The 18,481-nt window shown below is 27.6% G+C and carries 15 protein-coding genes; all 15 read right to left on the minus strand.

Features of this window, described 5'->3' with window-relative positions:
- Positions 1 to 115: 115 nt before the first annotated feature.
- The 15 genes from truA to AACH12_RS12220 all read right to left on the minus strand — a co-directional run bounded on the left by truA (position 116) and on the right by AACH12_RS12220 (position 18,188).
- Positions 116 to 850, minus strand: a complete 735-nt coding sequence (gene truA / locus AACH12_RS12150; RefSeq protein WP_338535656.1) for a tRNA pseudouridine(38-40) synthase TruA — start codon at positions 848 to 850, stop codon at positions 116 to 118.
- Between the two features lie 10 nt (positions 851 to 860).
- Positions 861 to 1,328: an HAD family hydrolase gene (locus AACH12_RS12155; protein ID WP_338535657.1), complete on the minus strand. Its 468-nt coding sequence runs from the start codon at positions 1,326 to 1,328 to the stop codon at positions 861 to 863.
- 41 nt (positions 1,329 to 1,369) lie between these two features.
- Positions 1,370 to 1,822: a hypothetical protein gene (locus tag AACH12_RS12160; protein WP_338535658.1), complete on the minus strand. Its 453-nt coding sequence runs from the start codon at positions 1,820 to 1,822 to the stop codon at positions 1,370 to 1,372.
- 108 nt (positions 1,823 to 1,930) lie between these two features.
- The gene (gene nifJ / locus AACH12_RS12165; RefSeq protein WP_338535659.1) at positions 1,931 to 5,467 is read right to left on the minus strand and encodes a pyruvate:ferredoxin (flavodoxin) oxidoreductase; all 3,537 of its coding nucleotides are present in this window, start codon (positions 5,465 to 5,467) and stop codon (positions 1,931 to 1,933) included.
- A gap of 266 nt (positions 5,468 to 5,733) precedes the next feature.
- On the minus strand, positions 5,734 to 6,603 hold the full coding sequence (gene galU, locus AACH12_RS12170; protein ID WP_338535660.1) for a UTP--glucose-1-phosphate uridylyltransferase GalU: 870 nt from the start codon (positions 6,601 to 6,603) through the stop codon (positions 5,734 to 5,736).
- A 36-nt stretch (positions 6,604 to 6,639) separates the two neighbouring features.
- Entirely contained in the window at positions 6,640 to 8,385 is a 1,746-nt protein-coding gene (locus tag AACH12_RS12175; RefSeq protein ID WP_338535661.1) for a Crp/Fnr family transcriptional regulator, read from the minus strand.
- A gap of 17 nt (positions 8,386 to 8,402) precedes the next feature.
- Positions 8,403 to 9,602, minus strand: coding sequence for a glycosyltransferase family 4 protein (locus AACH12_RS12180; RefSeq protein WP_338535662.1), 1,200 nt, complete (start codon positions 9,600 to 9,602; stop codon positions 8,403 to 8,405).
- 29 nt (positions 9,603 to 9,631) lie between these two features.
- On the minus strand, positions 9,632 to 10,804 hold the full coding sequence (locus tag AACH12_RS12185; protein WP_338535663.1) for a hypothetical protein: 1,173 nt from the start codon (positions 10,802 to 10,804) through the stop codon (positions 9,632 to 9,634).
- Between the two features lie 139 nt (positions 10,805 to 10,943).
- On the minus strand, positions 10,944 to 11,690 hold the full coding sequence (locus AACH12_RS12190; RefSeq protein ID WP_338535664.1) for a lytic transglycosylase domain-containing protein: 747 nt from the start codon (positions 11,688 to 11,690) through the stop codon (positions 10,944 to 10,946).
- A gap of 140 nt (positions 11,691 to 11,830) precedes the next feature.
- Positions 11,831 to 13,291: a hypothetical protein gene (locus AACH12_RS12195; RefSeq protein ID WP_338535665.1), complete on the minus strand. Its 1,461-nt coding sequence runs from the start codon at positions 13,289 to 13,291 to the stop codon at positions 11,831 to 11,833.
- Positions 13,288 to 15,081: a sensor histidine kinase gene (locus tag AACH12_RS12200; RefSeq protein ID WP_338535666.1), complete on the minus strand. Its 1,794-nt coding sequence runs from the start codon at positions 15,079 to 15,081 to the stop codon at positions 13,288 to 13,290. Before AACH12_RS12200 ends, AACH12_RS12195 begins: the two co-directional genes overlap by 4 nt.
- The gene (locus AACH12_RS12205) at positions 15,081 to 15,758 is read right to left on the minus strand and encodes a response regulator transcription factor (RefSeq protein WP_338537390.1); all 678 of its coding nucleotides are present in this window, start codon (positions 15,756 to 15,758) and stop codon (positions 15,081 to 15,083) included. Before AACH12_RS12205 ends, AACH12_RS12200 begins: the two co-directional genes overlap by 1 nt.
- A 16-nt stretch (positions 15,759 to 15,774) precedes the next feature.
- A complete protein-coding gene (locus AACH12_RS12210; protein WP_338535667.1) occupies positions 15,775 to 16,230 on the minus strand; it encodes a hypothetical protein in 456 nt (151 codons plus the stop codon).
- The gene (locus AACH12_RS12215; protein ID WP_338535668.1) at positions 16,230 to 16,874 is read right to left on the minus strand and encodes a flagellar brake protein; all 645 of its coding nucleotides are present in this window, start codon (positions 16,872 to 16,874) and stop codon (positions 16,230 to 16,232) included. The genes AACH12_RS12210 and AACH12_RS12215 overlap by 1 nt, the downstream gene beginning before the upstream one ends.
- A 60-nt stretch (positions 16,875 to 16,934) precedes the next feature.
- Positions 16,935 to 18,188, minus strand: coding sequence for a glutamate-5-semialdehyde dehydrogenase (locus tag AACH12_RS12220; protein WP_338535669.1), 1,254 nt, complete (start codon positions 18,186 to 18,188; stop codon positions 16,935 to 16,937).
- Positions 18,189 to 18,481: the final 293 nt, after the last annotated feature.

The following is an 18,481-nucleotide window of genomic DNA, read 5'->3' on the forward strand; positions in this document are numbered from 1 at the left end:
TTAATTCAACATTACTAGGTATACACTCTTTTCAAGGCATAAAAATACTTATAAAAAAAAGGCTCATCGCGGCTGGTTCTGACGCTAGAGCTTTTTTTTATAAGTATTTTTAATATTAGTATTTGATTTCCATTAACATTAATCCTTTTGCAGGCACCATATATTTAACTAAACTTCTATCTTTCGCCTCAAGCATCCTTCTTGCATTTTTAGCATTAATATTATTTAAACCTGCATCAATTATAATAGTCATCATTCTTCTAATCATATTATATAAAAATCCATTTCCTGTAAAAACAACATCAATATAACTTTTTTTATTAATAATATCTATTTTGTAAACTTCTCTTTCCATGGATTTCTTCTTTGATTTTGCATTAGTGAATGTTGTAAAATCATGTATTCCAGTAAAAACTTCAGCTACGCTTTTCATTTTATCAATATCAAGTTCATCCTCAATTTGATAGTAATATTTTCTATTAAAGGGATCTCCTATACTTGATGTCCAAATTCTATATCTATAAACTTTTTTACTTACATTAAACCTTGAATGAAATCTTTCATCTTCCTTTGATATGGTCGTAATAGAAATATCTTCGGGTAAATAATGATTAATTTCTTTTAAAAACATTTGTAGATTTAGTTCTTTATCTATATGAAAATTTGCTATTTGTCCTGCAGCATGAACACCCGCATCCGTTCTTGAACTTCCAATAATCTCTACGTTAATACGAAAATATTTTGTAAGAATTTCTTCAATTTTACCTTGAATAGTTAATTCTCCATTCCCAAGTCTTTGCCATCCCTTATACTTTGTTCCATCATAGATAATTTTGATTTTATAATTCATTTTTTCTCCTTTACTCTCTAAGAGTAGCTATAATCCTCTTTGTGTTCATTAATGCTTTATATACATCTTTAAAAGAATTAAAAATAATATCACTATTTAGTAGTGCCTTTTTTGATGCACCTTCACTTCCAATTATACATATACCAAGCTTCGCTGTTTTAATCATTTCAGCATCATTGGACCCATTTCCTACTGCAATTGTATTAGTTTTTCCAATTTTCTCAATAAATTCTTTTTTTTCTTTAGTACCATTCGACGATTTTAATATATTAACACACACTTTTGTATCAGTAAAATATCTTTCAATAGTTCCATAGGTATCAGCTGTAAGAATAAAAACTTTATATATCTTTGAAAGTTCAAGTATTCTTAGTCTATTTTCTTCATCAATAATTCCATTTTCAGCAATTGTCCCATTCATATCAAAAACAATATTTTTAATATGAATTTCATCATAATTTGGAATATTAATTATCATATTACCCCTTCTTTCAAACAAGCGATTAACATTCATTTACTTTAAAGCTTCGACCCTTTAAAATAAGGAAGTGATATATCATCATCTTCAATAATCCATTCTTTATTAAAAATTTCTCTTAATGCATCTAATTTTTCGTCCCAAAACTTACTAAAAAAATTAATTGTATCTTGATCCTTTGTTTCTTCAAATTCTTTTTGAATTAAGTGTATTTCTGTACAAAACTCAGTATTTGGACCACATTTCATAAAAGAAAACTCTACTAAAGTTTTATTCCCATTATACGTTTCTATGTTAATCGATAAATTCTTTTCTCTTTTATAACTAGCAATTGCTGTAGATTTTATAATTCTATTTTTAAAATCAAAAGTCTTATTTTTTAAACTTATTTGTATTTCTTCGTTTAACCACTTACTCGCAAGAGATGAAACCGAGAAATATCTATATGCTTTTATAGCATCACCACTTAATCTTACTGATTTATGAATAAACATTTTTTCACCACCTGATTAATTCTAACAAATATTTTATATATAAGCTAGAAAAATAATTAAAAAAAGGCGCAAAGACTAATGTCTTTGCGCCTTTTTTTAATCTAATTACTAATACTTCATTTCTGCCATTCTTACATAGCCGTCATATCTTTCTTTTGCTTCTTTTTCAGCTTTAGCAAATAATATTTTTGCTTCTTCTGGGAATTGATTTTGAAGTGTTGCATATCTTACCTCTCCAACTAAATGATCTTTAAAATCAAGTGTTGGCTCTTTTGAATCTAAGATAAATGGATTTTGTCCAGCTTCTTTAAGTCTTGGGTCAAATCTCCATAAATGCCAGTATCCTGCTTGTACAGCAAGTTTTTCTCTTTCAATTGTTTTACCCATACCAGCTTTAATTCCATGAGCAATACATGGAGCATAAGCAATAATTAATGATGGTCCATCATAACTTTCTGCTTCTTTAAGAACTTTCATGAATTGATTTTTATCTGCTCCCATTGCAACTTGAGCAACATAAACATAACCATAAGTTGCACTAATCATTCCAAGGTCTTTCTTTTTAACTTTCATTCCAGAAGCTGCAAATTTAGCAACTGCTGCAGTAGGTGTAGCTTTAGATGCTTGTCCACCAGTATTTGAATAAACCTCTGTATCAAATACAAGTACATTTACATTCTCACCTGATGCAAGAACATGGTCAAGTCCACCATAACCGATGTCATAAGCCCATCCGTCACCGCCAATAATCCACATTGACTTTTTAATTAAATAATCTTTATTATTATTAATAAACTCTAAATCTTTTTTAGCATCATCACTATCTACTTTTACAGAATCTAATATTCTAAGTACTTCAATACTAGAAGCTTTTGATTCCTCAGCAGTCTTAGCGTTTAACCATGCTTCAAAAGCAGTTTTTGACTCTTCACAAACTCCAAATGTAAGTAATGATTCAATATGCGATTTTAAAGCTTTAACTTTTGCTTTTACTGCAATAGCCATACCATAACCATACTCAGCATTATCTTCAAATAATGAGTTTGCCCATGCTGGTCCATTTCCATGTTGATTTTTAGTATAAGGTGTAGTAGGTGCTGATGCTCCCCAAATTGAAGAACAACCTGTAGCATTAGCTATAATCATTCTATCACCATATAATTGTGTAACAGCTTTCATATAAGGAGTTTCTCCACAACCTGCACAAGCTCCTGAGAACTCAAATAACGGTTGTGCAAATTGTGAACCTTTTACAGTTGTTAAAGGCATTTTATCATCTTTAACTGGAAGTGATACTGCATAATCCCAGTTTGATACTTCTTTTGCAACCTGTGTATCAAGCGGTTTCATAACGATAGCTTTATTTTTTGAAGGACAAATATCAACACAGTTACCACAACCTGTACAGTCTAGTGTTGAAACTTGAATTTTATACGATAATCCTTCAAGTCCTTTACCCATTGCCTTTTTAACTTCAAATCCCTCTGGTGCATTTTTAACTTCTTCTTCAGTTAAAAGGAATGGTCTAATTGCAGCATGTGGACATACGAACGAACATTGATTACACTGAATACAGTTGTCAACTAACCACTCAGGTACATTTACTGCAATTCCTCTTTTTTCATAAGCAGCTGATCCATTTTCAAATGTACCATCTTCAATATCTTTAAAAGTTGAAACTGGAAGTAAATCTCCCTCTTGTCTATTAATTGGTTCTAATATATTCTTAATAAAATCTGGTCTTTCTTTTTTGTTTTCTTCTTTAGGTGCATCCATAGCAGTAGCCCATGAAGAAGGAACTTTAAATTCTTTAACTGCAGTAAGTCCAAGATCAACCGCTTTATGATTCATATCAACAATATTTTGACCTTTTTTACCATAAGTTTTTGCAATTGCTTCTTTAAGATATTTAACAGCGTCTTCTACTGGAATAACATCTGCTAAATTGAAGAATGCAGCTTGCATTATCATATTAATTCTATTTCCAAGTCCAATTTCAACAGCAATCTTAGTTGCATCAATTGTGTACATTTTAATTTCGTTTTTAGCAATATAATTCTTAAGATTTGAAGGAAGATTTTTTTCTACTTCTTCATCATTCCATTTACAGTTAAGTACAAAAGTACCACCTTTTTTAAGTCCCTTAAGAATCTCATATTGATCAACATATGCTTGATTATGACAAGCTACATAATCCGCTTCATCAATTAAATATGTTGATTGAATTTTTTCTTTACCAAATCTTAAGTGAGAAATAGTTACTCCACCAGATTTTTTAGAATCATACGAGAAATAACCTTGTGCATACATATCAGTATTGTCACCAATAATTTTAATTGCATTTTTATTAGCTCCAACAGTTCCATCAGAACCAAGTCCCCAGAATTTACATCTTACTGTTCCTGGTTTTTCAGTTACAATATACTCTTTTTCTTCTAATGATAAATGAGTAACATCATCATTAATACCAATTGTAAAGTTATTTTTAGGCTCACCATTTAACATATCAAATACAGCTTTAATTTGCGATGGTGTAGTATCTTTTGAACCAAGACCATATCTACCACCAACAATTATAGGTGAATTTTCTACATCATAATAAGCAGTTCTAATATCTTGATATAATGGTTCTCCAATTGAGCCAGGCTCTTTTGTTCTATCAAGTACTGCAATTTTCTTAACTGTTTTAGGCATAATATCAAATAAATATTTTGGAGCAAAGGGTCTAAATAATCTTACTTTAACAAGACCAACTTTTTCTCCTTTAGCACTTAAGTAATCAACAGTTTCTTCAGCAGATTCAGTTACAGAACCCATTGCAATTATAATATTTTCTGCATCTTTTGCTCCTGTATAGTCAAATAAGCCATACTCTCTGCCAGTAACTTTTGAAATTTCTTTCATATAATCTTCAACAATTTCTGGAATTCTATCATAATAACTATTACAAGCTTCTCTAGCTTGGAAGAAAATATCAGGATTTTGAGCTGTACCTCTAGTAACAGGATGCTCCGGATTAAGTGCTCTTTTTCTAAATTCATTTACAGCATCATAATCAACTAATCTTGCATATTCACTATAATCTATTAATTCAACTTTTTGAATTTCATGTGAAGTTCTAAAGCCATCAAAGAAATGAATAAATGGAACTCTTGTTTTTATTGCTGAAAGATGAGCAACTCCAGCTAAATCTATAACTTCTTGAACTGAACCAGAAGCAATTTGTGCAAATCCAGTTTGTCTTGCAGCCATTACGTCTGAGTGATCACCAAAAATTGATAAAGCATGAGATGCAACCGCACGTGCACTTACATGAAATACTCCTGGTAATAATTCTCCTGCAATTTTATACATATTAGGAATCATTAAAAGTAAACCTTGAGATGCAGTAAATGTTGTAGTTAATGCTCCCGCTTGAAGCGATCCATGAACAGCACCAGATGCTCCACCTTCCGATTGTAATTCTGAAACTTGAACTGTTTGTCCAAAAATATTCTTTCTTCCGTGTGCTGCCCAATCATCAACATACTCAGCCATTGGAGATGATGGTGTAATTGGGTAAATAGCAGCTACGTCAGTAAAAGCGTAAGCAACATGTGCTGCAGCTGTATTTCCGTCCATAGTTTTAAAAACTTTTTTAGTCATTTAATAATGCCTCCTCACAAAAAATAGTTATATTCTGCATACAATTACAGTATAGTATACAATATACACGATGTCAATTTAGTTATTAAAAATATAATGTTTTTTTTAAAGCACAGTATTTCAAACCTTTTCAGCGTTAATATTAATTTTTCACAAAAAAACAATGTATATACACTTGTTTTTTTTATACAATTGCATGTGTATATACATTATTAATAAAAGTAAATAATTTAGAGTGAAATTATTAAACTTATAGATCTAAAGCTTTATAATTTTTTTGCTAATAAACTTAGGTATTCTTTTAAATTGTCTTTAATTTCTTCATGTTTTAATCCTAGTTCAATGGTTGCTTTAATAAAGCCTAATTTATCACCAGTATCATATCTTGTTCCAAGAAAATCGTAAGCATATACATCTTTACTTTTCATAAGTTCACGTATACCGTCAGTTAATTGAATTTCTCCGCCTTTTCCTGGTTCTACTTTTTCTAATATATTAAAAATCTCTGAATCTAGTACATATCTTCCAAGTACAGCCACGTTAGATGGTGCAGATTCAATATCTGGTTTTTCAACCATATCTTTTACTTTATATGTCCTTTCGTCAATTTTTTCTGCATCAATTATTCCATATTTATCAACTTGATCTCTATTTACCGTTTGTACTCCAATTACTGAAGATTCGTACTTTTCATATACATCCATTAATTGCTTCAAACAAGGATAATCATTATCTACAATATCATCCCCAAGAAGAACAGCAAATGGCTCATCACCTACAAATGCCTTTGCACAAAGCACTGCATGACCTAATCCTTTTGCTTCCTTTTGTCTAACAAAGTGTATATTAGCCATATTTGAAATATCTTCAGAAATCTTTAAGAGCTTTGTTTTATTTTTTTCTCTTAAAACGCTTTCAAGTTCATATGATATATCAAAATGATTTTCTATTGAATCTTTATTTCTTCCATTTATTATAAGTATTTCTTCAATACCAGAATTAATAGCCTCTTCAACTATATATTGTATAGCTGGTTTATCAACAATTGGAATCATTTCCTTTGGAATTGCTTTTGTTGCTGGCAGTAATCTTGTTCCAAATCCAGCAGCTGGTATTATAGCTTTTTTAACTTTCATTAATCCTTTTACACCCCTTTAATATAACTCTTATTATTATTCAATTTCAGATAAACTCTCTTCTTGAATAATTTTTTCTTTATACTGAATATTACTCCTATTTAATTTATAGTATAATCTATCCAAAAATACAAGTAATAATTTATTGCCTAACACAGGATTCGTCTGTATTAATTTCATTAGGTCAGCTTTCTTTAAAACCATAACTTCAGTAAATTCATTTGCAACACCAGTTACATTATACATTGTTTTGACCATAAATGTTTCTCCAATAACTCCTCCTGTACAAACATTTGCAAGAACAATTTCTTCTTTTTTATTGTTATGTTCTAATATTCTAATACATCCACTCATTACTAAGAATAATTCTAAATCAGTTTGTCCTTCTTTAAAAATGACTCCACTTTCATTATAGGCTCTCATATTAGTTATTGTAGAGAAGATTTTCATCTCATCATCATCAAACTGTTTAAAGTCATCAAATTTTTTGAGATTATCAATTATAACTCTTTTTGAAATATTCTTATATTTTTCACTATCGATTTTATACTCAATCCTTGTAAGATTATTACCTTCAATAATCCTTCTAACATTCATTCTTTCATTTATTGTTACATTTATTAATTCAACCCAATCTTTCTGTTTCCTTCTATACTCTGTAAATGGATCTTTTTTTGGAATAGCTTCATATTTACTTAAATAGATATTTTTTAAAGATTCCTTACAACCTTCAACATCACCATCTGATAAATACTCTAAAGCTAGTAATACATTTGTTTTATAAATTTTATCTTCTAAATCATCCGATAAAAAATCACCAGGATAAGGTTCAAAATCCTTTGAAGTAACTTTTGTCATATTATTTACTTCATATTGAGATCTAATTTTAGTTTGCTCATATAAAAATCTATATATATCTTCTCTAAATCTTTTCCAAATAGGGTGATTTTTCTTTGGTGGTAAATGCTTAATACTTAATTTATTATCTAAGAAAAAATCAAATCCAAACATTTTTGCATTAATTAAATAATCTATATCCTCTCCTCTTGTTACATCTGGATCAAAAGGCACTATTTGAAGCAAGTTTTTATGAATAACCATAGCTCCTCCAAAAGCAAATGGAGTTACTTTAATTCTTGGGTCACACCCAATAATTTTATCAAAAGCTTTCGTTTTTGAACCAAATCTATTCCAATAGGTCATCCATGGTACTATATCAACATCATCATAAAACTCATTATATTTATTTAGATAATATCCTGCTACACCGTATATTCCTTTTCCGTAAATCCTTTTACCAATATATTCAACTGCCATATCAATATATTTAGGTTTCTCAAAAACTTCATCATCATCTATTAATATGGTTACATCAGAACCCAATATATGCGAAGAATATAAACACATATTTCTTACATTCGAATAGCCTTTTAAATTAAGTAAACTATTAGTCCTTTCACTTAAACCCTTTTCTTTTAATAATTTTTTTATTTCTCTAAGATTTTTTTGCGTAAATAAGTATGTTGGAAAAGATAAATCTGCTTTTTTAACAATTTCCATAACTCTTTCTTCTGCTTCTTCTTCAACTTCATCTGATGTAGGACAAACTGGAATAATTAATTTAAATTGATTATTTTCAAGAGTTTTCATACTTTCAAGAGTTCTCCCTAAAGTATCTTCTCCATTTAAATACGTGGGATGATCATATACAGCATCTCCTTCTTTCCATTTTTCATCTTTACTACGCCCCCAATAGGTAGGTATTACAACAGTTATATTCATATTAACCTCCAAACAATTTATTTTATACCAATAGTCTTTTTGTATAAATTTTCAACTTCTGTTATCGAATGCTTCCAAGAAAAATTATCTTTTGCATAGTTACTGCAATTAAGACTTCTTTCAAATTTATCATTCCTTTTTAATTCATTTATGATTGCTTCTGCAAGTGCCATATCATCATCTACAGGAACAAGTTTTCCAACCTTATCAGTAATAAAATCTGGTAATCCTCCTTGATTTGTTCCAACTACAGGAGTTCCACAAGCCAGCGCTTCTATAGCTACTAATCCAAACGGCTCTGTTCTTGAAGGAACTGTACTTACATCAGCAATGTTATACATATCAACTAATTGCTCTTGATTTATATGACCTAAAAAATAAATATGTTCAAGATTTAATTTATCTCTTAAATTATTTAAACTTTCATAGAGTTCTCCATTACCTGCAATAAGCGTAATTACATTACCCTCTACTTCTTTTTCATAAATTTTTGCAGCTTTTAAGAGAACGTCAACACCTTTAAAATGAGTTAATTTTCCTGCAAAAGATACAACATGTTCAGTACATACATTCACTCCAAATTCTTCTAATTTTTTATTTTTATTCATATTTTTTAGTAAAAATAGATTTTCGTCATATCCATTTTGTATAAGTGCTTTTTTATCACTCTTTATTCCATAGAGTTTTGTTACTTCTTCATCTACTTGATTCGAAATAGTAATTATCTTAGAAGCATTTTTAGCACCTTCTAGAGCATACTTATGATATCTCTTATCTTTTACAAATCCCTTTAAATCTGTTCCGTGAGCTGTTACTATATACGGAATATTAGTAAGTGACGCAGCATACGGTGCAATCCACAAATGCTGAGCATGAATAATATCTGGTTTGAATTTTTCAACCTCATCTTTTGTTACTTTAACAAATGTATCAACATAATCTTTTAATTGTTTATCCGTTAAATCATAATAAGTATTATTGCTTCTTGGATGTGAAGTAAAACATGGAAAATTATAATCAAGATCATAATCTGTATTTCCATTATATTTAAATAATATTACTCTTGAATCAAATGATTTAGATTCAGTTTTTGTATGTTCAGGATAAATCACCTTAACTTTATGCCCCATTTCACTAAGTTCTCTCGCTAAATTTTTTGTGTATATTCCACTTCCTGAGCCTTCAAGCGGAAAATGATTAATTATAAGTATTCTCATTCTTACCTCCTTTGTATAATACGCGCCTATTAATTACTTCCTCCATACAATTTTTCAATAAATTCTTTCCACGCACTGGCAAGTTCTCTATATTCCTGAATAACTATATCCAGCCTATCGTAAGATAATTCTAAAACCTCTGGTAAAATTAAAAATCTTTCATCTCCAAAATATCCACTTGCAGCTTTTGCTCCTTCTTTTATTGCATTTCTTTGAATAAGTCTTCTACTTAATACATCTCTACTTTTTATCCAATTTAAAAATGGATTTCTTCCAATCCAACCCATACATGCATAAAAAAATCTATTCCTAATACTTTCATCTAATAGTGGATTTGGTGGAAGTGGATAATTACCATAGGTATTATGAAAAATTTTTAAATCTATATCAATACACTTGTAATTTTCAAGCTTACCAAATTCTAAACCCATAAGTGTATCTTCTCCCCGAGTTAAATAAGTTTCTCCATTAAATTCAAAAGAAGTTGAAAAAAACGGGACTATTTTCTTAAATACTTCTAATTTTATTGCAACATTTCCACCTAATATTTTTGTAGTTTCAAACGGATTTCGATTTCCATAATTAGATAAATTAAGACAATGATTTATCTTACTTTCTCTAATAAAATTATATGCACTTTCCTTTTGTAGACCTACAAAAAGCTCTTTCATACCATCAAAATTCATCTCAGGAATTATATAATATCCAGAATAATCACTCGTTGTTGCATACACGTTTTCTTTGTTTAAATATTCAAGGTGGCTTCCAATAAAATCAATTTCCTTTTTTTGGATTTGACCATCTTCTTCAACTAAACAAACTGGGTACACATCTGTATCCACAAAAAATAAAATATCAATATCATTAATCATGGCTTTCATAATCGTAGCATTTCTATTGGTTCCATATGGAATCATGCTTTTTTCGTTTGTTTTTTCACAATTGATTAGTCTAGCTATAGTTTTATTTAATAGTCTCATTTTCTTTAAACTTGAACACAATTCTCCAAATTCATTAATCTTTACTAAATGAACTTCTACTTTTTCCTTTAATTCATTCACAGCATCATAATTTATATCTCTAGAATATGTAATCACTACACTATCAACTTTATGATCGTATTTTTCAGCATTATCTAAAAAATCATCTAATGGTTCTGCACTTAAAAAGTCCTTTGTAATTATACCGAATGCAATTTTCATTTATTTTATCAACCCCTATCTTTTTTTTATTACCCAAAAGTTAATTAGTAATAACATAATTTTAAAAAAAAATAAAAAAAATTTTGCATATAATCTATGCAAAATTTTCTTACTTACTATTTTATCTTTATTTATTTATTTATTTATTATATGCTAAATATTTTTTTTCGTTTTTAAGAATAATTTTTGAATATGATGTTTCATAGGTTTTATTTTTATTATAATATTTAGCTAAGCCATAAGGACCTCTATTATATTCAGATAGAATTCTATTATAATCACTACCATAAGCTTTTTTTAATACATTTAGATATACTGCTGCAAGTCCAATATTGTAATCAGGATCAAATATTTTATCAGGATCATATTCAATTCCAATTTTATTGCCATAATCCTCTGCTAACCATTTTTCCGTTGAAGGTATTATTTGCATATAACCTCTATCTTCCGCTTTCCCAACTTCCCATTGATTAAAGTTACTTTCATGATCAATCATTGATAATATTAAAGATGGTTTAAGATTATATTTTTTAGCATAACTAAGCAATATCATTGAGGTATTAAAATCTAACGGTGTTCCATCCGAAATTTCTTTCGCCTGATCTAAATAATCATTTAAATCTGAATCTACATTTAAGTAATCCTTATACTTTGAAACTTGATCTATTAAAGCATCTTTTGATTTTAATTCCCCATCTAATTTAGCAATTTGCGTTATCAATTTAATATTTTCATTTTTAACTTCAACAATAGTATTATTTAGTACACTTTGATTATTAATTTCTACTTTATACTTTTTCAAATAATAGTTTGTTGAAAATGAGAGTCCGATAATTGCTAAGCTTAGTATCCCAATCATAAAAAACAATAATTTTTTAGTATTCACGATACTCACTTCCTTTCATAAAATAAATAATCATGGCGCTTAAGCACCATGATCTCGACTTCACATAGTATATCACATACTATTTATTAATCAATTTATTTCTTTTATGATTATTACACAAATTTCTTGGCAAAACAAGGTTAATTATCCTTTATATTACTAAAATTCACTGGTATTTTAATAGTTGTTGCACTTCTGTCAATTAATTTCACATCATACAAAATATCTATCCTATCATCATTTATTAGAAATTCCATATTTTCCAAATTATCAAAATCATCCAGTTTTATATAATTTTTATAACTACTTTTCGATGCATACTCTTTGATTTCATCTAAAATATTTGTTTTATATTTACTAAAATCATCAAATATATCTTTAAGTTCTAATATTCTTCCCGTATTGAAATCAAAATTTATTGAATATAACAAATAATCTGTTCTATTAGTATTATTAAAATTATAATCTGCATAAAATTCTAAAGATAAAATTCCATCCTTATTGTAATTTATAACATAATCTGACCAAAGTGATATCTTTCGATAAAAGTACTCTTTATTATGTTCATAATCATTTATTTTACTTGAAATATCTCTCAGATTTTTATTAAAATATTTCATGATTTTAGATTTGCTATAACCATGAATCTGTGGATAAAAATAGCGTCCATTTTCTTTAGCACCATCAATCGATTCAATTAATATTTTCTCTTTTTCATAATTAAGTACATTAAAATTATAAAAATTATCATTATTTATAATATATTTATAAGTTTTATCATTATATATATATTCGTTTTCACTTAAAAATTTGAGATATCCATTTAAAAAATCATTAAAGCCTTTATTAAATACATTTTCATTAATATATTTATAAATATTTATAACTTCTGGTTTTACCTTTCCCTCTTTAGTTAAAATATCTGGATATGAATTTGCATCAAAAATTCTCCAAAATAAATTAGTTTCATAATTTAGCACAGAATTTGTCTTCTTTGAAAATGGATATTTAAGAATAAACTTATCTCCTTCAACAATTCTGTCAGCAATTTCAAAATATGATAGACTGTTAGCGCTATTTATTTTACTTGGCAAAGAATACTCTCTAAATACTAAATGGAAATACATTTTAGCTTCTTGATTCATATATGGATAATATTTTCTATATCGATCATAATCAATAATCAATTTGTATATTTTATTAATCTTTACTATTTTATACCCGCTATCCAATATTTCGCTTATTAATTCTCTAAAATTTTCATCTTTAATTGTTTTCAATTTTTCTATATTAAATCCTTCTCTAAAAAAACTATATATTTTTTTATGATTTCCATCATAATAAATTTGATCATTATAATAAGCTAAATATTGTTTTTGACTATTTTCAAGTTCAAAAGCAAGTAAAGATACATTTTTTACATCTTTATTTTTTAAACTAGTACTTAAATCCTCCATCAGTATATTTGGTTTATTAACTTTAAGAAGTTTTGTATAATCAAACTTAATATTAGTTAAATTTGTTTGATTTCTATTTACATATATTACTGTGGAAAAAAATATTAAACTACAAATAATTATTAGTACTATTTTTTTTTTCATCGAGATTCACCAACTATATTTAGAGTAAAGTAAAATTCAATTCTTCCATCAATTTTTCTTACACCATAAGAGCAACCATGTATTTCTAGTATATTTTTGACTATAGCAAGTCCAAGTCCAGTTCCAGCAATAACTTTATTTCTTGATTTCTCTATACGGTAAAATTTCTCCCAAATCTTATTTAATGCTTCATCTGATATTACATTTGTTTCATTATTTATTCTACATAGAACTCTTTCAGGGTCTTCTAAATCTTTCTCAAGAATAATATTTATTACTGTAGACGAATAGGTATATCTAATTGCATTTGATAATAAATTTGTTATAACTTGTTCAATTCTTCTCTTATCTGAGTAAGTATCGTAATATATTCCATTTGAACTGTAATTAAATTTTATATTTTTCTCTAATATTTTTTTATTAAATTTCTCTGAAGTATCATGTATTAATTCATTAATACAAAAAGTAGTCTTAACTAATTCTTGATATCCCAAGGTAAGTTTTGATAAGTCAAGCATATCATTGATCAAATTATCCATTTTATCAACTTCATCAAGTATTATATCAATATATTTATCAGTATTTTCAATATCTATTTCATCTTTTATTCCTTCAGAATATCCTTTAATAATTCCAAGCGGTGTTTTTAATTCATGAGAAATTGAACTTATAAAATCCTTCCTCATTGACTCGTGTTCTAGTCCTCTATCAACATCTTTTTTTAATTTTAAATTTGCCTCTGTTAAATCATCTATACTCTTTTTAAGATTAGATGATAAAATATTCAAGCTCCTAGATATGCTTCCAATTTCATCATTTGAATTTACTTTGATTTTTTCATCAAAATCTAATTTCGCCATTTTTTTTGCCATTTTATCGATGTGAATAAGAGGATTTGCAATTAAAAAACTAAAAACAATACTAATTATACATACTAAAATAAATGCACCACCAAAAATCAAAACATAATACTTTTTCAACACTTTTATAGCTTCGACTACACTACTATGTGTTTCATATACTAAACAAGTGTATTCTTTGTTAGATTTATTTACTTTCGATACTATAATTGTATTTTTAGAATTATCATAATTATTATTGTACACAAAAGTAAAATAACCATCATTATTTTCAGATAATTTTTTTCTAGCTTCTTTTGATTTAATAGTATTCCAATAGTCAAGCGCTCCCCAAAGATTTTTAGTATTAATCCCTCTAATTCTATCTTCAAACGATGGCATTACAAAATTTACAACTGTGCCACTAATTTTTAAGGGATATTTGTTCTCTATATCATAAAAATATTTAAGCGACATATCTATCCAATTTTTGCCATTAACATCAATTTTATATGGATAAAATTTAGAATCTTCTAATATATATCCTTCACTATTCATTATTGATCCAATCTGTATTTCTGGATAAACTGTATTTTCATTTGAAATCAAAGCGTTTAATTGTATTTTAAATATTTCTCCAGAATAATCTTCAATAGAAATTTCATAAATATCTTCATTTAACATCCGATTCGATTTATCAAATATACCGATTTTTACATTATTAGTTTGTTCAAAAACTCTAGTTTTAATTTTTAAATCTTGCTTATTCCATGTTGAATTTTCATATAAGTTAATAAAGCTATGTAAATTCTTTTTTATTTCAACATTTTTCTCTTTAAGATAGTATTCTTCAAAATAACTTGTTTGAAAAAATAATATTATACCAATAAAAAAAGTAAAGCTAACAACAAGTATAATAAAAATTTTTAAAATTATACTCCTATTTCGCATTACTTCACCTCAAATTTATATCCAGCTCTAATAATAGTCTTTATATATTTTGCACTTTCGCCTAACTTATTTCTTAATTTTTTAATATGCGTATCTACCGTTCTAAGATCTCCAAAATAATCGTACCCCCATATACTATCCAAAATAATTTCTCTAGTTAGTACTTTATTTTTATTTTTTACGAGTAGTAATAGCAAATCATACTCTTTTGGGCTAAGTGAAATCATTTTTCCATTAACTTTGACCTCATACGAAGCGTAATCAATTACTAAGTTTTCATATTCATATTTAGAAACATTTCCTCTAACGGATCCTTCTGCTCTCTTTAATAAATTTTTAGCTCTTGCAACAAGAACTTTAGGACTAAAAGGTTTAGTTACATATTCATCAGCACCAAGCTCAAAGCCAAGAATCTTATCTTCTTCCTCCGTTTTAGCTGTAATAATTATTATAGGAACATCTGAATTTTTTCTTATTTTTTTACATAATGAAAAACCATCAATTTCGGGTATCATAACATCTAATATTATTAAATCTAATTTATTTGCTTCAATTTTATCGAGTGCTTCTCTTCCATTTGATGCTTCTATAACACTAAAACCTTCTTTTTTAAAATATAAGAAAACTAGTTCTCTTAATCTGTCTTCATCTTCTACAATTAATATTTTTCTCACGATCTAACCACCCTAAAACTTATTTTCTACTCATTTTTAATGCATTTTTTTCATAAACAACAATAAAATCAATCACATCATCAATATTAATTAACTCATCATATCTATTCACATCAACTTCAGAAAATTTAACATTCTTTTCTTTGAGCAATTTTCTTATTTTTGCAAGTTTCCATTTTTTAACAAACGGTGCAATTTCAATTTCTAAATCATCATCTAATGAAGAACTTTCTAAATTTATGTTCTTTTTCAATTCAGTAAAAATAACTTCATGAACCTCTGCAATATCAAATACTTTTACATTGTTTTCAATATACGAAAACATTTTATCAAAATTTTCTGAATCCATATTCTCTACTTTTTCGTACCTAGGTGTTTCAATTACATCTACTGCTTTTTTAGTAATTTCTACTTTCTTGCAACTAACTCCAAAAAAAACTATAAAAAATACTAAAATTACCATTTTTATTTTCATTATAAAATTCCACTTCGCTTTCTTTTTCTTTGCACTGAAAAAATATAGGATACTATTTTAGAACGATCGTTTTCATCAACATCTAAAAATGAAATACGTGATTCATATCTTAGTTTCGAATTTTTTACATTTTTTACCGAAAGAACTTGACCCTTCACTTTTAAAATATTATTGTTTATATCAATATTAACTTCTATAATTTCATCAATAAATAATTCTCCAAGAGTTATACATTTCATACCGCCTGCACTTATATCTTTTGTAGTTCCTTTAACAATATCTGGCCTATTAAATTTTACCTCTCTCATTATTTCTAATCTATAATAGTTCCTACGCTGGAGAATTTCGTGTCTATTCTCTTTTACAAGTACTATATTGTTAAAATTATTAGTTTTTACTCTCTTAACAACTCTCGCATTAAAATCTATAATTCCTATACCATCTTTATGTATATTAAGCCTTATAATATCATTTTCTCTAATAGGATAATAGTTACATTTATAAAGAGGCGAGTTAACTAAAATTTTTTCCTTACTATTAATTCCTTCAATAATGGTTTTTAGTTCAATAAATTCTCCATTATTTTCAACAATAATCATAGCCGAATCGCCTGGTTTTACTATTTTACTAAGGTTGTTTTTCATAAAATTATCACGCTCTTTATATCTTTTTTTTATTCTCTACTATACATTTCAAACTTAATTTCAACGTATATTTCCATTTCCTCTTACCACATATTTGGTTGTAGTTAACGCTTTTACTCCCATTGGCCCTCTAGCATGAAGTTTTTGCGTACTTATTCCAATTTCGCCACCAAATCCAAATTCAGACCCATCAGTAAATCTTGTACTTGCATTTAGATAAACTGTTGAAGCATCTATTTCATTTAAGAATCTCTCAGAAGAACCTACAGATTCTGTAATAATTGACTCTGAATGTTTAGTACCATAAGTATTTATATGATTGATTGCTTCATCTATAGAGTCTACTATTTTTACAGATATTTTCATATCGAGATATTCCGTAGCATAATCCTCTTCTTTTGCAATTCCAACTTTAGAATTTAATTTTCTTGTTCTTTCGCACCCTACTACTTCTACGTTCTTATCTATAAGAGAGTCAATAACTTCTTTTTTATATTCTATGCTATATTTGCTGTGTATAAGTAAAGATTCAATTGCATTACAAACTCCTGTCCTTTGAGTTTTTGCGTTTAATACAATTGGAACTACTTTATTTTTATCTGCAAACTCATCAACATAAACATGACATAAACCTGCTCCAGTTATTATAACTGGTACTTTCGCATTTTCTACAATTGCATTTTTAAGACCTTTTCCACCTCTTGGTATTATGCAATCAACATAATCTTTTGCCCTTATAAGTTCACTCACCATAGCTCTATCTGTATATTCAATTAATTGAACAATATTATTTGGTAATTTTGATTCTTTTATTGCTTCTCTTAAAAGTTTCGCTAAAATTTTATTTGAATATATTGCTTCTTTTCCACCTCTTAAAATAATTGCATTTGATGATTTTATAGCAAGCGATGCAGCATCGATTGTTACATTTGGCCTTGATTCGTAAATCATAGCAATAACACCAATCGGAACTCTTACTTTACTAATCCACAATCCAGTTTCAGTTTTCCATCCTTCTTCAATTTCTCCAATAGGGTCTGGAAATTTTGCGATTTTTACTAAGGCATCTGACATCGATATTATTCTTTCTTCATTAAGCTTTAATCTATCTAAAAGTGCTGAAGATAATTTGTTTTTCTTTCCTTCAATTAAGTCCTTTTCGTTTTCACTAATTATTAGCTGAATATTATCTGTAAGCTTATTGCTAATTAATAATAATGCTTCGTTTTTATCAGATGCATTAAATTTTATTAAGTTAAGTGATGCATCTTTTGCATTTTTACATAAATTCAATATATAATCTTTTTTTTTCATAAATTTCTCCTTTGTATAATTAGGTTAGAAATATTGCTTAAGTTTCTTGCGAATATTCTTACCTAATTCATTTATATTGTTTGTGATTAAAAATAAGTTCAACCACTTAACATACTGTAATTTTTCTATTATAGTTATCTCATAAAGAGTGTATGCGTCTTCTCCTTGAATGACTCATTTCTTGAGTTTATATTCGTAACAAAGCTTGCATTATTGTGAGATTCTTTGATTTAGCTGGTTGAATTTCTCTTTGATCATAAATATTATTAGAGAATTATTCGTGTCACTTACAA

Origin of the sequence: Helicovermis profundi, assembly GCF_033097505.1 — a bacterium.
In the GTDB taxonomy this organism is placed as follows: domain Bacteria; phylum Bacillota; class Clostridia; order Peptostreptococcales; family Acidaminobacteraceae; genus Helicovermis; species Helicovermis profundi.

Coding starts and splice junctions, on each gene's coding strand:
- truA (WP_338535656.1), bottom strand. CDS start 850: ATGAATTATAAAATCAAAATTATCTATGATGGAACAAAGTATAAGGGA.
- AACH12_RS12155 (WP_338535657.1), bottom strand. CDS start 1,328: ATGATAATTAATATTCCAAATTATGATGAAATTCATATTAAAAATATT.
- AACH12_RS12160 (WP_338535658.1), bottom strand. CDS start 1,822: ATGTTTATTCATAAATCAGTAAGATTAAGTGGTGATGCTATAAAAGCA.
- nifJ (WP_338535659.1), bottom strand. CDS start 5,467: ATGACTAAAAAAGTTTTTAAAACTATGGACGGAAATACAGCTGCAGCA.
- galU (WP_338535660.1), bottom strand. CDS start 6,603: ATGAAAGTTAAAAAAGCTATAATACCAGCTGCTGGATTTGGAACAAGA.
- AACH12_RS12175 (WP_338535661.1), bottom strand. CDS start 8,385: ATGAATATAACTGTTGTAATACCTACCTATTGGGGGCGTAGTAAAGAT.
- AACH12_RS12180 (WP_338535662.1), bottom strand. CDS start 9,602: ATGAGAATACTTATAATTAATCATTTTCCGCTTGAAGGCTCAGGAAGT.
- AACH12_RS12185 (WP_338535663.1), bottom strand. CDS start 10,804: ATGAAAATTGCATTCGGTATAATTACAAAGGACTTTTTAAGTGCAGAA.
- AACH12_RS12195 (WP_338535665.1), bottom strand. CDS start 13,291: ATGAAAAAAAAAATAGTACTAATAATTATTTGTAGTTTAATATTTTTT.
- AACH12_RS12200 (WP_338535666.1), bottom strand. CDS start 15,081: ATGCGAAATAGGAGTATAATTTTAAAAATTTTTATTATACTTGTTGTT.
- AACH12_RS12210 (WP_338535667.1), bottom strand. CDS start 16,230: ATGAAAATAAAAATGGTAATTTTAGTATTTTTTATAGTTTTTTTTGGA.
- AACH12_RS12215 (WP_338535668.1), bottom strand. CDS start 16,874: ATGAAAAACAACCTTAGTAAAATAGTAAAACCAGGCGATTCGGCTATG.
- AACH12_RS12220 (WP_338535669.1), bottom strand. CDS start 18,188: ATGAAAAAAAAAGATTATATATTGAATTTATGTAAAAATGCAAAAGAT.